This is a genomic window from Actinoplanes lutulentus, from assembly GCF_003259845.1.
Taxonomy (GTDB): Bacteria; Actinomycetota; Actinomycetes; order Mycobacteriales; family Micromonosporaceae; genus Actinoplanes; species Actinoplanes lutulentus.
The window spans coordinates 221339-238171 of sequence record NZ_QLMJ01000014.1; the positions used below are offsets into that span (position 1 = coordinate 221339).

General features: G+C 68.8%; 19 protein-coding genes. 9 read left to right on the top strand and 10 right to left on the bottom strand.

Features of this window, described 5'->3' with window-relative positions:
• Positions 1-6 precede the first annotated feature (6 nt).
• The 3 genes from pnuC to B0I29_RS27865 are packed head-to-tail and all read left to right on the top strand — an operon-like array spanning position 7 to position 2313.
• On the top strand, positions 7-621 hold the full coding sequence (pnuC, locus tag B0I29_RS27855) for a nicotinamide riboside transporter PnuC (RefSeq protein ID WP_111652054.1): 615 nt from the start codon (positions 7-9) through the stop codon (positions 619-621).
• Positions 618-1715, top strand: a complete 1098-nt coding sequence (locus B0I29_RS27860; protein ID WP_111652055.1) for an AAA family ATPase — start codon at positions 618-620, stop codon at positions 1713-1715. Before pnuC ends, B0I29_RS27860 begins: the two co-directional genes overlap by 4 nt.
• A gap of 22 nt (positions 1716-1737) precedes the next feature.
• A complete protein-coding gene (locus tag B0I29_RS27865) occupies positions 1738-2313 on the top strand; it encodes a hypothetical protein (protein ID WP_111652056.1) in 576 nt (191 codons plus the stop codon).
• Here the strand turns inward: B0I29_RS27865 and B0I29_RS27870 are convergent.
• Both B0I29_RS27870 and B0I29_RS27875 read right to left on the bottom strand, forming a co-directional pair.
• The gene (locus B0I29_RS27870) at positions 2301-2711 is read right to left on the bottom strand and encodes a rhodanese-like domain-containing protein (protein ID WP_375790623.1); all 411 of its coding nucleotides are present in this window, start codon (positions 2709-2711) and stop codon (positions 2301-2303) included. The genes B0I29_RS27865 and B0I29_RS27870 overlap by 13 nt on opposite strands.
• Positions 2705-3175, bottom strand: coding sequence for a cysteine dioxygenase (locus B0I29_RS27875; RefSeq protein WP_111652124.1), 471 nt, complete (start codon positions 3173-3175; stop codon positions 2705-2707). Before B0I29_RS27875 ends, B0I29_RS27870 begins: the two co-directional genes overlap by 7 nt.
• A 374-nt stretch (positions 3176-3549) precedes the next feature.
• Here B0I29_RS27875 and B0I29_RS27880 point away from each other — a divergent pair, with 374 nt between their 5' ends.
• From B0I29_RS27880 to B0I29_RS27890, 3 genes are all read left to right on the top strand, one after another.
• Positions 3550-4638: a neprosin family prolyl endopeptidase gene (locus B0I29_RS27880; RefSeq protein WP_245972777.1), complete on the top strand. Its 1089-nt coding sequence runs from the start codon at positions 3550-3552 to the stop codon at positions 4636-4638.
• A gap of 134 nt (positions 4639-4772) precedes the next feature.
• Positions 4773-5294 (top strand): sigma-70 family RNA polymerase sigma factor, encoded by a 522-nt coding sequence (locus B0I29_RS27885; RefSeq protein ID WP_111652057.1) that lies wholly within the window; start codon positions 4773-4775, stop codon positions 5292-5294.
• Positions 5291-6010: a zf-HC2 domain-containing protein gene (locus B0I29_RS27890; protein ID WP_111652058.1), complete on the top strand. Its 720-nt coding sequence runs from the start codon at positions 5291-5293 to the stop codon at positions 6008-6010. Before B0I29_RS27885 ends, B0I29_RS27890 begins: the two co-directional genes overlap by 4 nt.
• 9 nt (positions 6011-6019) lie before the next feature.
• Here the strand turns inward: B0I29_RS27890 and B0I29_RS27895 are convergent, their stop codons facing one another.
• The gene (locus B0I29_RS27895) at positions 6020-7468 is read right to left on the bottom strand and encodes a DHA2 family efflux MFS transporter permease subunit (protein ID WP_111652059.1); all 1449 of its coding nucleotides are present in this window, start codon (positions 7466-7468) and stop codon (positions 6020-6022) included.
• 25 nt (positions 7469-7493) lie between these two features.
• Positions 7494-7961, bottom strand: coding sequence for a response regulator transcription factor (locus tag B0I29_RS27900; RefSeq protein ID WP_245972778.1), 468 nt, complete (start codon positions 7959-7961; stop codon positions 7494-7496).
• Positions 7962-8134: 173 nt separating this feature from the next.
• Here B0I29_RS27900 and B0I29_RS27905 point away from each other — a divergent pair, with 173 nt between their 5' ends.
• Genes B0I29_RS27905 through B0I29_RS27915 form a run of 3 tightly spaced genes read left to right on the top strand, consistent with a single transcriptional unit; the run spans position 8135 to position 10715 of the window.
• Positions 8135-8398: a helix-turn-helix domain-containing protein gene (locus tag B0I29_RS27905; protein ID WP_111652061.1), complete on the top strand. Its 264-nt coding sequence runs from the start codon at positions 8135-8137 to the stop codon at positions 8396-8398.
• Between the two features lie 14 nt (positions 8399-8412).
• Positions 8413-9693, top strand: a complete 1281-nt coding sequence (locus tag B0I29_RS27910; RefSeq protein WP_220091412.1) for a type II toxin-antitoxin system HipA family toxin — start codon at positions 8413-8415, stop codon at positions 9691-9693.
• Between the two features lie 5 nt (positions 9694-9698).
• The gene (locus B0I29_RS27915; protein WP_111652063.1) at positions 9699-10715 is read left to right on the top strand and encodes an NADPH:quinone reductase; all 1017 of its coding nucleotides are present in this window, start codon (positions 9699-9701) and stop codon (positions 10713-10715) included.
• Here B0I29_RS27915 and B0I29_RS27920 read toward each other — a convergent pair.
• From B0I29_RS27920 to pseB, 6 genes are read right to left on the bottom strand one after another with little or no spacing between them, the layout of a single operon-like run.
• Positions 10693-11700, bottom strand: coding sequence for a PseG/SpsG family protein (locus tag B0I29_RS27920; RefSeq protein ID WP_111652064.1), 1008 nt, complete (start codon positions 11698-11700; stop codon positions 10693-10695). The two genes, B0I29_RS27915 and B0I29_RS27920, sit on opposite strands and share 23 nt — an antisense overlap.
• Entirely contained in the window at positions 11697-12422 is a 726-nt protein-coding gene (locus B0I29_RS27925) for a cytidylyltransferase domain-containing protein (RefSeq protein WP_111652065.1), read from the bottom strand. The genes B0I29_RS27920 and B0I29_RS27925 overlap by 4 nt, the downstream gene beginning before the upstream one ends.
• Entirely contained in the window at positions 12419-13852 is a 1434-nt protein-coding gene (locus B0I29_RS27930; RefSeq protein ID WP_111652066.1) for a class I SAM-dependent methyltransferase, read from the bottom strand. The genes B0I29_RS27925 and B0I29_RS27930 overlap by 4 nt, the downstream gene beginning before the upstream one ends.
• Positions 13849-14679 carry a hypothetical protein gene (locus tag B0I29_RS27935; protein WP_111652067.1) on the bottom strand — a complete coding sequence of 277 codons (831 nt, stop codon included), beginning with the start codon at positions 14677-14679 and terminating at the stop codon, positions 13849-13851. Before B0I29_RS27935 ends, B0I29_RS27930 begins: the two co-directional genes overlap by 4 nt.
• 3 nt (positions 14680-14682) lie before the next feature.
• Complete coding sequence (locus B0I29_RS27940; protein WP_111652068.1) at positions 14683-15801, bottom strand: DegT/DnrJ/EryC1/StrS family aminotransferase; 1119 nt, start codon at positions 15799-15801, stop codon at positions 14683-14685.
• Positions 15801-16781, bottom strand: a complete 981-nt coding sequence (gene pseB / locus B0I29_RS27945; RefSeq protein WP_111652069.1) for a UDP-N-acetylglucosamine 4,6-dehydratase (inverting) — start codon at positions 16779-16781, stop codon at positions 15801-15803. The genes B0I29_RS27940 and pseB overlap by 1 nt, the downstream gene beginning before the upstream one ends.
• Between the last annotated feature and the right edge of the window lie 52 nt (positions 16782-16833).

Below are 16833 nucleotides of genomic sequence, written 5' to 3' on the forward strand. Positions count from 1 at the left end.
GTCACCATGATCGATTGGTTGAACAGCCCGGCTGTGGTGACGTTCGGCGTGCCGACCTCCTGGGCGGAGGTGCTGGGCTTCATCACCGGACTGGTCAACGTCGGGTTGCTGGTGCGCCGGCACATCCTGAACTGGCCGCTCGGCATCCTCAACGTCCTGTTGCTGATGGTCGTCTTCTGGAGCGTCGGCCTCTACGCCGACGCGAGCCTCCAGATCGTTTACGTGATCCTGGGTTTCTACGGCTGGTGGGCGTGGCTTTACGGAGGGCAGGACCGGTCCCGTCTGGTGGTCCGGACCACCACCCGGCGCGAATGGCTGGGTCTCGCTGTCGCGGGTGTTGTCCTGACCGCGGGGCTCTGGCTCTTCCTGGATCGGCTGACCGGCTCCACGGTTCCCCTCGCCGACGCGCTGACCACAGCGCTCTCCCTGCTGGCGACGTACGGGCAGACGCGCAAACTCGTGGAGAACTGGTGGATCTGGATCGCCGCTGACCTGATCTACATCCCGCTCTACGCGTACAAAGGTCTTTGGTTGACCGCGATCTTGTATGTGGCGTTCCTCACCCTCTGTGTGCTGGGCCTGCGGTCCTGGCGGTCCGCGGTGGCGAGGGTGCCGGCATGAGATATCGGCACGGCCTGATCGTCGGCAAGTTCTACCCGCCGCACGCCGGTCACCACGCGCTCATCGAGGCCGCCGCTGCTGTCTGTGACCGGGTGACAGTGGTGGTCGCGCCGTCGTCCGGCGAGAGCATCCCGCTGTCGCTGCGGCTTGACTGGCTGCGCGAGGCGCACGGTCCGGCCGTCCGATTCGCCGGCGTTTACGACGACCACCCGATCGATTACGCCGACCCGGCGGTCTGGGACCTGCACATGGCACTCTTCCGGGCGGCGGCCGGCACCGACCGGGTCGACGCGGTCTTCTCCTCCGAGGAGTACGGATCGGAGCTCGCCCGGCGGTTCCACGCCGAGGCGGTGCTGGTGGACCCGGAGCGGGTGCGGGTACCGGTCTCCGGAACGGCGATCCGGGAGGACCCCGTCGCGTACTGGGACCGGATCGGCCCGGGCGTTCGCGGCTGGCTGACCCGGCGGGTGATCGTGGTCGGCGCCGAGTCGACGGGCACCACGACGATGGCCAGGGCGATGGCCCGCCACTACCGGTCGCGCGGCGGGGTCTGGTCGGACACCCGCTGGGTTCCCGAGTACGGCCGGGAACTCACCGAGATCAAGTTGCGGGAGCTGCGCCGGGATCGGCCGGCCGCGACAGTGTTCGACGTGACCTGGGACCGGGCCGATTTCGTGACGGTCGCGGCTGAACAGAACGCGGCCGAGGACGCGGCGGCCCGGGCCGGCTCGCCGGTGATCTTCGGGGACACCGACGCGTTCGCCACCACGATCTGGGAGGAGCGCTACCTCGGCAGCACCTCCGCGGCGGTCGCGGCGCTGGTTCGCGAACCGGACCTCTACCTGCTCACCGAGGCGGACGGGGTGCCGTTCGACGACGACGGGCTGCGCGACGGCGAGCATCTGCGGCACTGGATGACCGAGCGGTTCCGCACCGAGCTGGAGAGCCGTGGTGTCGCGTACATCTCACTGGCCGGAAGCTATCCGCAGCGCTTGCGCACCGCGGTTCTCGCCGTCGACGGCCTCCTGGCCGGCGGATGGGATCTGAACGCGCCGATTACCCCTAAGGCCGCGGTGTCCAGGGTCGAACAGTAGGGGACATCGACCTGGGGGATGGATGCGCAACTTCAAGATCGCTTTTGCTCTGACCACGCTGCCGCTGATGCTCGGTGGCTGTGCCGCTCTGGGGTTCGGTGGCTCCGGGTCGGCGACGGCGGTGGAGGACAAGAGCGGGGACTCGTGGATGCGCATGGACCAGGGCAAGGCGACGCCGAGTCCGGCCCCCTCGCGGGGCACCGCCTCCGCGACGCCGGAGCCGTCGGTCTCCACGGCCACGCCCGACCCGAGCTGCGCGAAGGTCTGGCCGCGTACCGAACCGGTGTTCATCCCGGTCGAGGTCACGCCCGGCGCGGGCTCGCTCAAGGTGGAGTGGCCGACGCAGTACGACTCCGATTACCGGGTCGCGGCCGTGCCGCAGGAGCTGGTCAGCGGACTACAGCCGGAGCCGGTGTGGAAGACCGTGGCGGCGGGCACCGAGGCGGCCGGCACCAGCTGTGCGGTCAGCACCACGATCACCGGGCTCACGCCGGGTGCCGCGTACATCGTCTGGCTGGACGCGCCGAACACCGGTTACGACTGGGACGGCACGCGGCACCTGTACAGCGGCCGGTCCGGAGTCGTTTACCCGAAGTGAGTCGTGGGCAGCCCGGCGGCCTGCCAGGCGGCGAATCCGCCGTCCAGGTCGGTCGCCCGGTGCAGCCCCAGGTCCTGCAGTGACGCCGCGGCCAGGCTGCTGGTGTAACCCTCCTGGCAGGTGATCACGACGGCCAGGTCGTAGCTGTTCGCGAACGGCAGGCGTGCGTCCGACCGCGGGTCGAGACGCCACTCCAGGACGTTGCGCTCGATGATCAGCGCACCCGGGATCTCGCCGTGCTCGGCTCGCTGGGCGGCCGGGCGGATGTCCACCAGGATCGCGCCGTCGCTGACCGCTGCCGCGGTCTGCGCGGCGTTCAACCGCTTCAATCGGGTACGCGCATCGGCCAGGATCTCGTCGATGCCCTTAGAGCCGGGCGGCGGGGTCGCCGTCACCACTCGGATCCCGCGCGCTCGACGGTCAGCACCTCAAGGCCGGCCGGGCTGAGCCGGTACTTGGTCATCGTGGTGAGCGCCGGGCCGTACACGTGCACGCTGATCGCCGGCTGCGTCGTGCGGTTGGTCATCCGGTGCACGTGGTGCTCGCCGAACCGCCGGCCCGCGCCCTCGCCGAGCTCACGGGAGACGACCCGCGGAGCGCCGTTTCCGGCGGCGATGGTCTCCTCGGTCAGCGTGCCGCTGAAGACGTGGAACGCGCCGGCCGAGCCGCCGTGGTCGTGGATCTCGGTGCCCTGCCCCGGCAGCCAGGTGAGCAGCCACACCTCGTAGTCATCGGTGACCGCGAGGCGGTGGTACCAGCGCTCGAGCGGGTCGAATCGGGGCGTGACAGGCCAGCGATCGGCCTCGGCGGCATATCGCTGGGCGATGGCGAGATGGTCGTGACGGACACCGGTGACGGTCATGGGCTCCTCCTTGCCATACATACTCTATAGACCTGATAGGTTTTACCACAAGATCAGTGTCGGTGTCTTAGGACTCGCGGAGTTGCTCCGGATAAGGCCGAAGCGTGATCCGAAAGAGGCTTAGTGTTCTTTGCCTCTTTCTCGATCTGGTGCGAAAAACTTCGTTCCGCAACGTTCCCGATACGCTCTGTTGAGACTTCTGGGCGTTCTGTCACCAGAACGGCCTACCCCGTCCGACGTAACGGTGGAATTGCTGCTCAGGGCCATGTCGGCCGTATCGAGATAGCTATATGGTGAGCTGCGCCGCCGCGAGGTGGTTCTCGGAAACCCGCCCCACCAGGCTTTCTTGCCCCCCGATTTACGAGGACGGACACGTGTTGAAGTCACGCCGCGGTCTGCTCGCGGCCGGTCTGACCGCAGCTGTGATCAGCACGATCGGTGTCGTGTCGACGCTGAACGCCGGAGCGGAGCAGATCCCCGGAGCGGCGGAGACCGCAGCGGCGACCGCCGATTCGGCGAGCGCGGAGGCCACCGCGGACGCCACCGAGGCGCCGGCGCTGAAGCCGCCGACCCAACTGCCCTGGGGTGAGCGTCCGCGCGCCATCAAGACCGGGCGGGACGGTGCCAGCAGCAAGTCGCTCAAGGCGGCCGGCCTGATCGCGGCCGAGCCCGACGAGGAGTCCGAGGAGCAGGCCGAGGAACACGCGCCGAAAGGCCGTACCTCGCGGACCACCTTCGTGAAGTCGGAACGGACCAATGTCGTTCCGCCGGAGCCGCCGGCTACCTCGCCGACCAGCGCGCCGGCGACCAAGCCGACGGTCAACTACCTCTACAACGTCGGTTCGCAGGCGGCCGTCTCCGACGGGGCGTACGCGACTCTGACCATCAGCAAGCCCACGCTCGCCAAGAGCGACTATCACTCGCTCGCCGAGCTGGCCGTGCAGTCCGGTGACGGCGCCCAGATCGTCGAGGTCGGCTGGACCGTCGACCGCACGGTCAACGGCGACGACGATCCGCACCTGTTCGTCTACCACTGGGTCGACAAGACGTCGACCTGCTACAACACCTGCGGCTTCGTGCAGTACAGCAGCAACATCGCCCCCGGCGACGTGCTGGCGCAGGACAAGACCGCGCGGTTCGGCATCCAGTACTTCAACAGCGCCTGGTGGATCGCGTTCGACAGCGAATGGGTGGGTTATTTCCCGGGCACCATCTGGGGTGAGAAATTCACCAAGACGGGTCTCGTCCAGGTCTTCGGCGAGGTCGCCGCGGCCACACCGACGCCGTGCACCCAGATGGGCAACGGCAAGCCCTCCGACGACGCCGGAGCGGCGCGGATCAGCAGCTTGTCGTACCTGAACGGGCCGACGGCCGAGATGAACATCCGCGCCACCAGTGACGTTTACCCGGTGTCCAAACTGAGCCTCCGGACCTTCCGTTACGGCGGTCCCGGGGCCTGCTGATCGACAAACCCCATTGATGCCCGGTCCCTCGCAAGAGGACCGGGCATCAATTGTCAGGGCAGCCGGTGAACCGGTCCGCGTGCCAGGATGTACATCCTGGTGGCCGGGCGGAACCCGAGGGGAGCTGGGCGCCGATGAAGCGACGGGTGAACCCCGACGAGCAGCTGATGACCGCGCTTTATACCGAGCACTACGCAGTCCTGATCAACTTTGTGTCCCGATACGTATCGGACCGGCACAAAGCGGAGGACCTGGTGCAGGAGACTCTCCTGCGGGCGTGGAAGCACATCGACCATCTGGACCCGGAACCGGGCCGGACCAGGTCGTACCTGCTGACTATTGCTCGTAACGTGGTGACCAACGCGTGGCGTGCGGAACAGCGCCGGCCGCGTCTGGTCGCTGACGAGAACGCGGTCAATTCGGTGCCGTCGGCGGACAATGTAGATCAAATGGTGGAAGGCTGGCTGGTGGCGGAGGCGCTTGAGCGGCTCTCACCGGAACACAAGGCAGTCATCCAGGCGATGTATTACGAGGGGCAGAGCGTGGCCGACGCCTCTCGAAAACTCTCGGTGCCTGAGGGCACGGTCAAATCGCGCGCGTACTACGCGGTACGGGCGCTGCGCACCGTCTTCGAGGAGATGGGGATGCTGCGATGAGCGACCTGGACGAGCACGGCAGCCTGCACAGGCTGCTGGGCGGATACCTCCTCGGCGGTCTTGACGAGGCCGACACCGATCGCCTCGACGAGCACCTGAGGGATTGCGCGGACTGCCGGGCTGAACTGGACCGGCTGGCTCCGGTCCCCGAAATGCTGCAACACCTGCCGGACGCGCGGCACCTGAGCGGCGGCGCGCCGCTCGCGGTCAGTCCGGCCGCGCGGCCGAGCTCACAGAACATCGAGGGCCTGCTCAGCCGGATGCGGGCCGAGAAACACAAGGAAGTCCGGGTCAACCGGGTGCGCTGGCTGGCCGCCGCTGCGGTCGTGATGATCGCGGCCGCCGCGATCGGGTACGGGATCTTCACGAACGGCCGGGTGCAGCCCGGCACGCCGGAAGCCCTGCCGAGCGTGGAACTGGTCAGCTCCCGGTTCGAGGCGGCGCCCGGTAGCAGCCTGACCGGCTCCGCGGTGATCACTCCGAAGGTCTGGGGTGTCTCGGTGGCGCTGGACGTGAGCCGGATGAAGGGTCAGGCGCCCTTCCTCTGCCTGGTGCGGACCAAGGCCGGCGCGACCGAACAGGCGGCGGTCTGGGGTGATACGCCGGACGGCAACGCCAAGGTGGTCGGCGCCAGCTCGGTGCCGGTGAACGACGTCGAGGCCATCCTGATCACCGACAAGGACGGCAAACTGATCGGCACCGCTCCGGTGGTCTGATCGCCAGCTTCACCTATGCACGGGTGTGGACGCCGGGTCGCAGAAACTGCGGGCCGGCGTTTCGCTCTTCGGGGTCCGGGCCGGGATCGCGAGGAACGCCACCACGGCGCCGGCGGCCATCAGCCCGGCACAGATCAGCATCGCGTCGTGATAAACGGGCTCCAGCGCCACCGGGTCGGTGAGCGAACCCGCGCCGAGCCCGCCCAGCAGCGGAAGAATCGCCACGGCCAGCAGACCGGCGGACCGGGCCACCGCGTTGTTCACCCCGGAGGCGATACCCGCGTACGCGTCGTCGATGGCACTCAGTGCGGTCGCGGTCAGCGGCGCCACCAGCAGCGCCAGCCCGAGCCCGAAGATCACCACGGCCGGCAGGACGTCGGTCAGGTACGACGCGCCCGGGCCGATCGAGGACATCAGCACCAGCGCCGCGGCACAGATCAGCGGGCCGGCGGTCATCGGGATGCGCGGGCCGATCCGCTGACCGAGCGTGCCGGCCGGAGCCGACAGCACCAGCAGCAACAGGGTCAGCGGCAGCAGCGCGAGCCCCGCGGCGATAGCGGGGAAGTCCGCGACCACCTGGAGATTCAGCACGAACAGGAAGAACACGCCGCCGTTGGCGGTGTAGACCAGGAACGTCACCAGGTTCGCGCCGCTGAACGCCCGGTTCTGGAAGATCCGGATCGGCAGCATCGGATCCTTCTCGCGGCGCTCGACCAGGACGAACGCGACCAGCCCGAGCACACCGGCGGCGAGCGAAAGGATCACGACGGCTGAGCCGGGGCCGTTCTCCGGCCAGGCGGTGAATCCGTAGGTGAGACCGCCGAGGCCGATCGCGGCGGTGAGCAGTCCGGCCACGTCGATCCGGCGGGACGCGGTCTCGTTGCGGGACTCGGGCACGTGACGTGCCGTGATCCAGAGGACTAGCGCGGCGACCGGCACGTTGATCAGGAAGAGGATCCGCCAGCTGCCGAGCTCCAGCAGCCAGCCGCCGAGCAGCGGACCGAGCGCGCCACCGATGCCGCCCAGCCCGGACCAGGCGCCGATGGCGCGGGCACGGTCCTGCGCGGCGAACGAGGCCTGGAGGATGGCGAGCGCGCCGGGGGTGAGCAGCGCTCCGCCGATGCCCTGGAGCACCCGGGCGGCGATCAGCAGCTCGACGTTGGGCGCGATGCCGCAGAGCAGCGAAGCCACCGCGAACCAGGCCACGCCTGCCTGGAATGTCCGGCGCCGGCCGAAGCGGTCACCGAGGGATCCGCCTAGCAGGATCAGGGATGCCAGCGATAAGGCGTACCCATTGATCGTCCATTGCAGACCGGAGGCGCTTGCGCCGAGGTTGTCGGCGATCGTGGGGAGAGCGAGGTTGACGATCGTCGAGTCGACGAACGCCATGCTCGAACCGAGAACCATGGCGAGCAGTACCCAGCGGCCTGCCGGGGTGCCGTAACGGACCGAGGACATGCCGGTGAGACTACGGCGTCATTGATCAGGCGATGCGGCGGAGCGGCCGGGAAACCGGCTGTGGCGTGGGAAGACTCTGCCGGGCCGCAAGCACGGCGGCCCGGGCGGCCAGAGCGGAACGCAACGCCGGCTTGGCGCACGGCCGCATCAGGTTGTTGAGCCGCGCGGTCAGCTCGGCCCGGCTGAACGGCTTCGGCAGGAAGTCGTCGGCTCCCGCGTGCAGCGCCGCGGTGATCTGGGTGCGTTGCACGTCCGCGCTGACCATCATGACCGGAATCGATTCGGTACGCGGATCGTCGCGGATCCGCCGGCACAGCTCGACGCCGGACTCGCCGGGCATCCGCACGTCGGTCAGGACGGCGTCGATGCCACCGCCGCACAGAATGGCGAACGCCTCGGCGGCGTTCTCGGCGGCCACCACCTCGTACCCGAGGCGGTGAAGTGCGAGCGTGAGCAACTCCCGATGATCGGCCTCGTCATCTGTGATCAACACGGTGGGCACGGGTGGGACCTCCGGGACGCCTGATTGACCTTGCACCTGATGTTCGGCAGCCCCACCGATCCGCTGAGCCTCAATTTCTTGTGCACGCTCGTGCGCATTTCTGCAATGTGCACGTACGTGCACCAGAGTTAAGATGGGAGCGTACGTGCGCAAGGAGGCGCGGAATGCGAATTTCCCATGCTCGTGACCTTGGTATCTACGTGCGGGAGCAGCGCCGGGCGGCCGGATTGAGCCAGGACGAGCTGGCGACGAGGGCGGGCGTGAGCCGGCGCTGGTTGTCGGCTTTCGAGGGCGGCAAGCCGTCCGCCGAGGTGGGCTTGGTGTTCCACGTGATCGTCGCCCTTGGCATGTTCGTCGACGTGAGCCCGGAGCCACCCCGCGAACTGGACTTGGACGAGTACCTGAAGCGTTTCGACGGTCCCCAGTGAGCAGCCAACTGACCGTGCTCCTGGCCGGCCGGGTTGCGGGAACGCTCGATCAGCAAACCGGTGGACGACTTCGCCTCCGGTACGACGACGACTATCAGCGGTCGCCCGGCCCGCTGCCGATTTCGCTGTCGATGCCGCTGGCACAAGCGGTCCATGAGGGTCCCGTCGTCCGGAACTTCTGCCAAGGTCTGCTGCCGGACAACGAAGCAGTGCTGGAACGGTGGGGGCGGGAATTCGGCGTCTCGGCTGGTAACCCCTTCGCTCTCCTTCGCCACGTGGGAGAGGACTGTGCCGGAGCCGTTCAGTTCGTTCCCGCCGAGCGGGTCGGCAGCCTGCTCAGGGACGAGGGATCTGTCACTCCTCTCAGCGAAGGCGATGTCGCCGATCGGCTGCGAATCCTGCGCCGTGATCCGGCGGCGTGGCATCTCGCCGGGACCGGCCAATTCAGTCTCGCCGGCGCGCAGGCCAAGACCGCGGTGCACTTCGACGCGAGGACCGGTCAATGGGGCGATCCGACAGGTGCTGTGCCGACCACGCACATCATCAAGCCGGCCATTTCCGGGTTCGATGAGCATGATCTCAACGAGCATCTTTGCCTAGCCGCGGCGGACGCGGCCGGGTTGAGGGCTGCTCGGTCCCGGATCGTCGGGTTCGGCGACGAGCGCGCGGTCGTCGTCGAGCGATTCGATCGATTTCCGGGACCGAACGGGACATCGGTGCGGATCCACCAGGAAGACGTGTGTCAGGCGTTGGGTGCTTCGCCGACGATGAAATATCAGGCTGAGGGCGGGCCGTCGCCTGAGCAGATCATCGCGTTGATCCGTGGGTCGGTGGTTCCCGAGCCGGTCGCGGCGATGGAGGTGTGGCGGTTCGTCGACGCGTTGGCGTTCAACTGGCTTGTTGCGGGCACGGATGCTCACGCCAAGAACTACTCACTGCTGGTGCTTCCCGGCCAGATTCGTCTTGCGCCTCTCTACGATCTCGCCAGCAGCCTGCCGTACGACGACATGTACGTGCCTCGTCTGCGCCTCGCCATGCGGATCGGATCCGATTACCGGGTCGCTGCTCTGTCGCGCCGGCACTGGGTCGCCTTTGCCGAGGAAAACGGGCTGCCGGTGCGGCCCACGATCGAACGGGTCGCGGCGCTTGCGGGCCGGCTGCCGGAGGCGTTCCGGGCGGTTGCCTCCTCCTCGGCGGTTGCCGGGCTGGGGTCGGCTCTGCCGGGGATTCTGGTGGAGCGGGTGGCCCGGCACACCGAGCTTTGCCGGGAGGGGCTGGTTCGCGAAATAGAGTGAGGGATATGCGTGCTGCCGTTTTTCTCCAGCCCGGTCCCGCCGCCTCTGTTCTGACGATCGTCGATCGAGATCTGCCGCACGTCGGGGTCGGTGAGGTACGCGTCCGCGTGGTTCTCTCCGCCGTGAATCCGACCGACACCGGGACCAGGGCCGGCCGGGGTGTGCCGGACGGCATCTCGCCACCGCGGGTTCCGAACCAGGACGGCGCCGGGGTGGTGGACGCGCTCGGTGACGGTGTGACCGATCTTGAGCCGGGTGACCGGGTCTGGGTGTGGGACGCCGGGTACGGCCGGGAGAACGGCACCGCCCAGGAATACCTGGTTCTGCCCCGCCACCAGGTCGTCCGGATGAACGACGACGTGCCGTTCGAGATCGGCGCGGCCCTGGGCATCCCGGCGCTCACCGCGCACCGCTGCCTGACCCTGGCCAGCGACGGCCCGGAAAGGCTCGCCCCGGACGCCCTCGCCGGCAAGACCGTGCTGGTGGCCGGTGGCGCTGGAGCGGTCGGCAACGCGGCGATCCAGCTCGCGAAGTGGGCCGGTGCCACCGTGCTGACCACGGTCAGCTCGAAGGAGAAAGCGGAGCTGGCGATCGCGGCCGGCGCCGACGTGGTGATCAACTACCGGGAAGAGGACGTCAAGGCCCGGATCCGCGAGCTCAGCGCGACCGGCCCGCACATCGTCGTCGAGGTGAACACCGACAACCTCGACCTCGATCTTGACGTGATCGCTCCGGGCGGCAACATCGCGATCTACGTGGGCGGCACGGTCAGCGTGCCGAGTTTCAAGGCGATGCTGAAAAACGTCAGCCTCGACTTCGTGCTCACCTACACGACGTCGCCGCAGGAGAAGGAGAACGCGGTCGCGGCAGTCTCCGAAGCGGTCGGCGACGGCGCCTTCACGGTTGGTGAGGACGCCGGTCTGCCGATCATCCGGTTCCCGCTGGAACGGATCGCCGAGGCCCACGAGGCGGTCGAGAACCACGTCGTGGGCAAGGTCGTCATCGAGGTGACGCAGCCCTAGCCAGTAGGGCGTCCGCCACCCTGGAAACGCCGAGGCCATCGACCGCGGACCATCCCCGGGCAGCGACAGCAGTGCGCGCTTCCGGGGAAAGAAGCAGGTCACGCAGCACATCGACGGACGAGGGCCCGAGCGAGCCGAGACGACCGAGCCCTGCGGCGTAACCACGGGCGACCGTCCGTTCGTACCCCTGAATTTGATTGTCGACCACCCAGATCAGGGCCGCGGCGCGGCCCAGGCAGAGCAGTTCCCACGTCGAGGTTCCGCTCGCGCTGATCACCAGGTCGGCGCCGACGAGCAGTTTCGGCAGGTGGTCGGTGGGTCCGATGATCTCGAAACGCTGCCCCGGCCCGGCCTCGACCGCGAGCAACTCGTCGCGCAGGCTCTCATCAGCGGCGATCACGGTCGCGTCAAAACCCACCGCGGTCTCGGTGAGCAGTCGCGCCACCTGCGGCGCCGCGCGGTAAGCGTCGGTCCCTCCGAAAAAGGCCAAGATCTTTGGGGTACGCGTAAAGCCCTGCACCGGCGCCGTAAGAGGCCGAAGCTCGCGAACAGCCGAGCGGAGCAGCGCGTAATCGAGCCCGGCCAGCCGCACGTCCCCGTCGTGCAGGACCGCGTCGAGGTTCTGGTCGACGTAGATGTCGGCGGACTGACCCCGCAGGTCACCGTCCACGATGGCCAGCACCGGAACACCGGCCGACCGCACCGCGGCACTCTGCTGAGGCGGCAACGTGTACGAATCCACCACCAGAGCCGCCAGCTCGAGCCGCTCGACCGCCGCGACCAACCCGACGGTGTCGTACGGCGCCGGATGCCACGGCAGCCCTCGCTGTTCGAGCTGGGACTCGGCCCAGGCCACCCCGCCCAGATCGCTGAGGAAGTGCACGTCGGCACCGCGCGCGGTCAGCTCCTCGGCAAGGGCCACACACCGCACGAGATGCCCCACCCCGGTACGCGGCCCGGCGTCACACCGGATCCCGATATTCACGCCTGGTCCAGCTCCTTCTGCCGCACGTGAGCGTTGAGCGCTGCCAGCTCCGGCTGCTCGTCGAGCCAGGCGGCCACGGCCCGGATCGCGACCGGCTCGTCGCCGAAGTGGTCGATCACCGATTCGATCAGCTTCCAGTCGTCCTCGGTGTCGAGCGTAAGGCGCAGGTACGACAGATCCGGCTGAGCCGTCAGCCCGATCACGTCAAAGTCCGCCGGGTGCGAGTAGATGTACGACGTCACATGCGTCCGGTGATGGTCGTACGCCAGCTTGTCGATCTCCTTGAGCACGCTGGCCCGGACCACCTCGACGTCCAGCCCGCGCGGCAGGGTGCGGGTGATCGAGGTGGTCAGGTAGTCGACGCCGGACGCCTCGAAGACCCGGGCGGCCCGCCTGACCAGGTGCGGGTCGAGCAGCGGGCAGTCCGCGGTGAACCGGAGCACGGTGTCCGGGGAGCGGGTCTCGAGCACACCGAGGAACCGGGTGAGCACGTCGTCGACCGGTCCGCGGTGGCAGGCCACGCCGATCCGCTCGCACTCGGCGACCACGGCGTCGTCGTCGGGTTCGATGGTGGTCGCGACGACCAGGTCGTCGAGGATGCCGCTCTCCCGAGCCGCGTGCACGACCCGGTCGAGGACGCTGCGCCCGCCGAGGCGGCGCAGCACCTTGCCGGGGAGCCGGGTGGAGCCCATCCGGGCCTGAATGATGCCGAGGGTGGTCATGACTGTCCTTTGCGGAGGGAGTTCCGGGCTTTGCGCGCGAGGCCGAGTCCGGCTTTGGCGGCGCGGAAGCCGAGCGAGCCGCTGAACGCGGCGATCTGGACCTTGGCGCGGCCGAGTTCGGCGTCCCGCTTCTCGAGTTCGGCCTCGAAGAAGCGGCTCCGTGCCTCGGCGTCGGCGAGCTGTCGGCGTAGGGCTTCGACCTGCTGTTCCCGCTCGCGGCGGGAGTCGGTGCCCGAAGGAGGGACAACGGCGGGCGTCGAGGAGAGACCGGCCGCCCCGGCGAGGACTTCGAGCAGCCGGGCCACATCGGTGACGGCCGGCCAGGGGTGGTCGTACCCGCCGGTGAACAGGGTGTTCGCGAACCGGGCGAGCGCGTCGGGCTGTTCCGGACGGTTCGGGTCGAGCACTGTGTAACGCTCGCCGTCGACGAGTACGTTCGCGGCGCCGGCCTTCGGCGCGGCTGTCATCCACCCGGTCAGCAGCCGTCGAAGAGCGGGCAGGTCGTGGCCGAGAGCCGCGGTGAGCAGCAACTCCTCCAGCAGCCGCCCGGTCGGGAGAAGATGTCCGGACCCTTCGACGATCGCGCCACCGCTGAGATGGCTGACCGGCGGGATCGGGACGGCGTTCGCCGGGCGGGTGGCGAGCTGGGCGACGGCGATCCAGGCCGGCGCCAGCTCGGCGCCGAGTCCGCGACGAACTGCCGCGGAGGCCAGGCGGCGCGGGTCACTCAGGACCGTTTTCTCTTGGTACGCGTCCGCGACCGCCGCCGAGGCGAGAGCGGCGAGCGCGTCCAGTGGTCCGTAACGCAGGGTCTCCGGGGTGACCAGCAACGTGGGTTCGGTCTGCGACGGCCAAGCGGCGGCGACCCCGGAGACCTGCATTCCTTCGGCGCCGAGCGCGGCGGCGAGCCGGTCCGCGCGGCCCGGTGTCGTGCCGAACTCGCCAAGCGGCCGCCAGTCGGTGGTGCCCGGCGTGGTGGGTGTGCCGGTGTCGACGAGACGGTGCACGCCGAGTTCGTTCTCCACGGTCAGCAGCAGGGTGCCGCCGGGGCGCAGGGCACGCTTCAGGGCGCGGACCGACTCGGTCCAGTCGAGCTGCGGGCCTTCGGGGGAGCAGAGCCGGCCGGTGCCGTCGAGAGCGACCACGGCGTCGAACTGATCCCCGCCGGTCAGCTTCGCGAGCGAGCCGCAGAGGACGGTGATGCCCAAGCCCTGCTCGGCGAGTGCTTCGGCGTCCGGCTGGGAACGGACCAGGCAGGTGACGGTGCGGCCGTCGGCGAGCGCTTCGAGCAGCGCGATGTCGTGCGGGCCGGCCACCAGGATCGCGGCGCCGGCTGGGAGCTTGGTGATCAGGTGCCGGTAGAGGAGCCCTCCGGCCGGTGGGTGCTCCTCGGCGTACTCCGGCATCTCGCCGCCGATCATCCGGATCATGCCGGCACCAGCTTCCGGTCGGCGTTGGTCCAGCCCAGGGTGGCTTTCAACTCGGCAGGGGAGGCCAGGAAGCCCCCGCCGAGCTCGGCCATCGCGGTGGCCCGTGCGGCCGCCAGCTCCGGGTGCGCGCCGTGCAGCTCGGGCCACTCCCGCCGGATGCGTTCGGCGGTCGCCAGGTCTTCCTTGGCGAGACGCATCGGGTTGCCGTAGACAGCGGGCTCACACCCGGCCGCCACCCCGTAGAAGATCGCGCTGCTCAGCCGGTTGGAGGCCACCCGGCGGTGCGCGCGCAGCTCGGCCAGCTGTTTGTGCAGGAACCTGGTGTCGGTCTGGGTTCGCATGTAACCCCGGTAACCGTGGCAGATCACCCGGCCGGCCCGTTCGTAGGACGCCCGGATCCGGGCGTCCTGGTACTCGTGCCAGTACAGGCAGAACGTGATCGGCCCGTCCTCGGTCGACACGATCTCGTCGATCAGCCGCCGATGGTCACCGTCGACGTGCTGTCCCTCCCAGCCGTGGAACGGGTACCAGATGGTCCCTTCCCGTTGCGGTTCCTCTTCAGGCAGTTCAGAGGAGAGCAGATAGAGGAAGGGCGAGCCGATCACCGTGGCGAGCGGACGGCCCATCGAGACGGCCCGGCGCCGGGTGCGCTCGGACCACACGAAGATCGGCCGGCCGGGCGCGTACGGCGTACCGGCGCCCAGCCCGTCCACCACGTTCCAGCCGTGCTGCAGGTACCCGTCGATCCGAGGAGGATCGGCCGGGTCGACACCGCAGTACTCGGCGAGCACGTGGGCGTGACCGTAGAAGTGATTACCGTGGTGCACCCGCTAGCTCCCGAGGATGCCGCGCAGCGTTTCGACCACACGGTCCTGGTCGGCGTCGCTGAGGTCGGCGAAGAGGGGCAGGGAGAGCTCCTCGGCGTAGAAGGCCTCCGCGACCGGGCACATGCCCCGCCGGTAACCGAGGTCTTCGAAGACCGGGTGCCAGTAAACCGGGATGTAGTTCACCTGCACACCGATGCCGGCCGCGCGCAGCCGATCGAAAACCTCGCGGCGCCGGCCGTCGAGGATCCGCACCGGATAGAGGTGCCGCATCGGGTCGGTGTCCGGCCGCTGGGCCGGAAGGCGCAGGCCGGGCACGTCGGCGAGCAGTTCGTCGTAACGCGCCGAGAGGTACGCGCGACGCGCCTTGAACTCCCCGAGTCGGCGCAACTGGGCGCTGCCGAGCGCGCAGAGCACATCCGGCAGGCGGTAGTTCAGGCCGAACTCGGGAACTTCGTACCACCAGGCGCCCTCGTCGGCGTGGCGGAGACCTTCCCGGACCACTCCCACAGTGCGGAAGGATTTCAGGCGCTTGATCAACTCCGGCCGGGTCGATGCGACCGCGCCGCCCTCACCGGTGGTGAAGTTCTTGGTCGGGAAGAACGAGAACGTGGTGAGGTCGGCGAGGGTGCCGACCGGCCGTCCCTTGTAGGTGGATCCGATCGAGTGCGCGGCGTCGCCGACCAGCAGCGCGCCGCTGCTCTCGCCGAGTTTGCGCAGCCGGTCGTAATCGGCCGGAACGCCGGCGTAGTCGACAGCGGCGATCACCTTGGTGCGCTCGGTGAGAGCTGCCTCCACGGCTGCCGGGTCGAGGTTCGCGGTGTCCTCCTCGACGTCGGCGAAGATCACCTTGGCGCCGAGCATCGCCGCGCCGGACGCCGTGGCGACGAACGTCATCGGCGTCGTGATCACCTCGTCGCCACTGGTCACCCCGGCTGCCGCGTACGCCGCGTGCAGCGCCGTGGTGCCGTTGGTGACAGTGACGCAGGGCGCTCCGGCGACCTTCTCCAGGTCGGCTTCGAACTCGGCGACGCGCGGCCCGGTGGTCAGCCAGTCGCTGCCCAGCGCCGCGACGACCGCCTCGACATCGGCGTCGTCGATCGACTGTCTTCCGTAGGGCAGCATCAGTTCTCCGCGAGCAGGGCGCGCATGTCGTCGACCGAGAGCCAGAGGTCGTTGTTGTCGGACCGGTAGTTGAAGCCGTCCGGAACGAGCTCGCCACCCTCGGGCGACTCGTAACCCCAGCTCGCGGCGACCGGCTGGACCACGTAACGGTCCGCGAAGCGCAGCGTGCGACGGCTGTCGTCGGCGGCGATCATCTCTTCGTGCAGCTTCTCGCCGGGACGCATGCCCATCTCGTGGGTGGGTGCGTCCGGCGCGACGGCCTCGACCAGGTCGAGGATGCGCATGCTCGGGATCCGCGGGACGTAGAGCTCGCCGCCGCGCATCACGTCGAACGAGTCGACGACGAACTTCACCGCCTGGTCCAGGCTGATCCAGAAGCGGGTCATCCGCTTGTCGGTGATCGGCAGGCTCTTGCCCTCGGCGGCGAGCTTGCGGAAGAACGGGACGACCGAGCCGCGGCTGCCCATCACGTTGCCGTACCGGACCACGGCGAGCCGGGTCGGGTGGGTGGCGGCGTAGTGGTTGCCCGCGATCACGATCTTGTCGGCGGCCAGTTTGGTGGCGCCGTACAGGTTGATCGGGCTCGACGCCTTGTCGGTGGAGAGCGCGACGAGCTTCTTCACCTCGGCGTTGATGGCGGCGTCGATCACGTTCTGGGTGCCGTTGATGTTGGTGGCGACGAACTCAGAGGGGTTGTACTCCGCGGTGTCGACCTGCTTCAGCGCCGCCGCGTGCACGACGTAGTCGATGCCGTGCATGGCCCGGGCCAGACGGTCCCGGTCACGGATGTCGCCGATGAAGAACCGCAGGCGCGGGTCGTCGCCGAACATCTGGCGGACCTCGTACTGCTTCAGCTCGTCGCGGGAGAACACCACGATGCGAGCCGGGTCGAGGTTGGTCAGCGCGTACTGCAGGAAGGCCTTGCCGAACGAACCGGTTGAGCCGGTGACAAGGATCGAGGAGCCGGCGATTTCAGACACGTTTTTTCTCCGGGGGATTCAGCGATAGGCCGGTACGAGCCGGAAGCATAAC

Bases quoted from the DNA above. Each gene is read 5' to 3' on its own strand.
- pnuC (WP_111652054.1), top strand. From the start codon at position 7: ATGATCGATTGGTTGAACAGCCCGGCTGTGGTGACGTTCGGCGTGCCG.
- B0I29_RS27860 (WP_111652055.1), top strand. From the start codon at position 618: ATGAGATATCGGCACGGCCTGATCGTCGGCAAGTTCTACCCGCCGCAC.
- B0I29_RS27865 (WP_111652056.1), top strand. From the start codon at position 1,738: ATGCGCAACTTCAAGATCGCTTTTGCTCTGACCACGCTGCCGCTGATG.
- B0I29_RS27875 (WP_111652124.1), bottom strand. From the start codon at position 3,175: ATGACCGTCACCGGTGTCCGTCACGACCATCTCGCCATCGCCCAGCGA.
- B0I29_RS27885 (WP_111652057.1), top strand. From the start codon at position 4,773: ATGAAGCGACGGGTGAACCCCGACGAGCAGCTGATGACCGCGCTTTAT.
- B0I29_RS27890 (WP_111652058.1), top strand. From the start codon at position 5,291: ATGAGCGACCTGGACGAGCACGGCAGCCTGCACAGGCTGCTGGGCGGA.
- B0I29_RS27895 (WP_111652059.1), bottom strand. From the start codon at position 7,468: ATGTCCTCGGTCCGTTACGGCACCCCGGCAGGCCGCTGGGTACTGCTC.
- B0I29_RS27905 (WP_111652061.1), top strand. From the start codon at position 8,135: ATGCGAATTTCCCATGCTCGTGACCTTGGTATCTACGTGCGGGAGCAG.
- B0I29_RS27915 (WP_111652063.1), top strand. From the start codon at position 9,699: ATGCGTGCTGCCGTTTTTCTCCAGCCCGGTCCCGCCGCCTCTGTTCTG.
- B0I29_RS27925 (WP_111652065.1), bottom strand. From the start codon at position 12,422: ATGACCACCCTCGGCATCATTCAGGCCCGGATGGGCTCCACCCGGCTC.
- B0I29_RS27930 (WP_111652066.1), bottom strand. From the start codon at position 13,852: ATGATCCGGATGATCGGCGGCGAGATGCCGGAGTACGCCGAGGAGCAC.
- B0I29_RS27940 (WP_111652068.1), bottom strand. From the start codon at position 15,801: ATGCTGCCCTACGGAAGACAGTCGATCGACGACGCCGATGTCGAGGCG.